We start from the raw sequence: 1,370 nt of genomic DNA on the forward strand, positions 1-1,370 counted from the left end.
CTGACCAGGGTAAATGGCAAATCGGGTACTATGCGCAGGGCCACGATATAGTCGATGGGCGTCAGGCTGGGCAACGCATATCGGCCATTGCCTGATTTCCAGTGAAAGGTCGCCAGCGTCTGATTGCTGGCTAATGTCACTGGCTGATCACGTGCTGGTAACCGGGCCGGCATGAGGGTTTCGAATCCCTCAATGTGTTGATCATTAATATTGGTCCGTCTGATATTACCCTCAGCAGTCACATAAATATCTTTTGCCCACCAACGATACATATGGGTAGAGTGCTTGTTCGTGTCAAAAATCTTGTAATGGAAAACGTGTTGCAACTCCAGAGCCTCATAGTTCGTTCTCCGATCCAATCTCTTACCCTGATTCTCGTCGACTTCTTGAATGTATTGTTCAGGAGCGTTATCACCGCCAATCGCTGAGGCCTCGTTAGAGTAATCACCCACCCAATGGTTCGGCAGATCACTTATCTCACGCCAGAACGCAGGCCACCATCGAACTTCATTAGCGTTCCATGCCCCTATCCGCCGGTCAGCCTCCCGCAGAAAAGGCTGGTTAGCTGATCTTTTCAGCGTTTTTTCCTCCTCTTCTGTCAGAGCAAACACGCTATTAGCATCCACGCCCGTACCGGCAAATTCATGATCAAACCAGCGTTGCTGCCAGTGTCGGTAGAGTGCCTGAGTGAGAATATCGTCTGACTGATCCGGCTTCAGGGCAAGACCGGATGCTCGCCATCTGGCCTGAGCCACTATCTTGATAACTTCCGTTTTAGCTTCCCCTTCGTTCAGACGAGTGCTGATAAGAATTTCATGGCGTTTTTCATCAATACTGTTGAGATAACTCCGTCGTATCAACCACGGACGATCAATCCCCGACGCTGTCTGGTTGAACCACTTGCAAAGTCCGGAATCAAACTTACCGTTGCTCATGGTTAGAGCCGATGAACCGGGCAGTTTCTCCAGCGATATTTTGGCGGCCATCAGATAAAGCCGGTAGTACTGATTGAAGCACTGTTGAAGTCCGTCTTGGGTAAAATCGCCCCCTCCGATGATGGCCCTGGCCACATTTTGCAAATCAAGACCGGTCGGCTGCAACGGTAAGTTTTGCCGTTGCAGGCAGGCCCTCAAACGACAATGTTGCTCAGTCAGCCATTCCGCCATGATTTTCCCCTGCCGGGTCTCTGGCAACACTTTCCCGGCAATGGCTTGCAGCTCTGCCGGGTTGTACTGCCGGATGGGTAAATGTCGGAAACGCCCTTTCAGCGCCGGTGATAACGGTTTTCGCCCGCTGTACTCAGGTGGGTTGATGGTGGCAAACAGATGGAAGCCCGGGTGGGCGTCACCGGCCAGAATATCGTTCAACTC

1 protein-coding gene is annotated in these 1,370 nt (G+C 51.7%); it reads right to left on the minus strand.

Translation table 11 applies throughout. The annotated features are described in order from the left end of the window. The coding region (locus KDK16_RS02505) for a hypothetical protein (protein ID WP_257274514.1) at nt 1-1,370 on the minus strand (1,370 nt) is incomplete at both ends.

Source organism: Endozoicomonas sp. SESOKO4, from assembly GCF_024606275.1.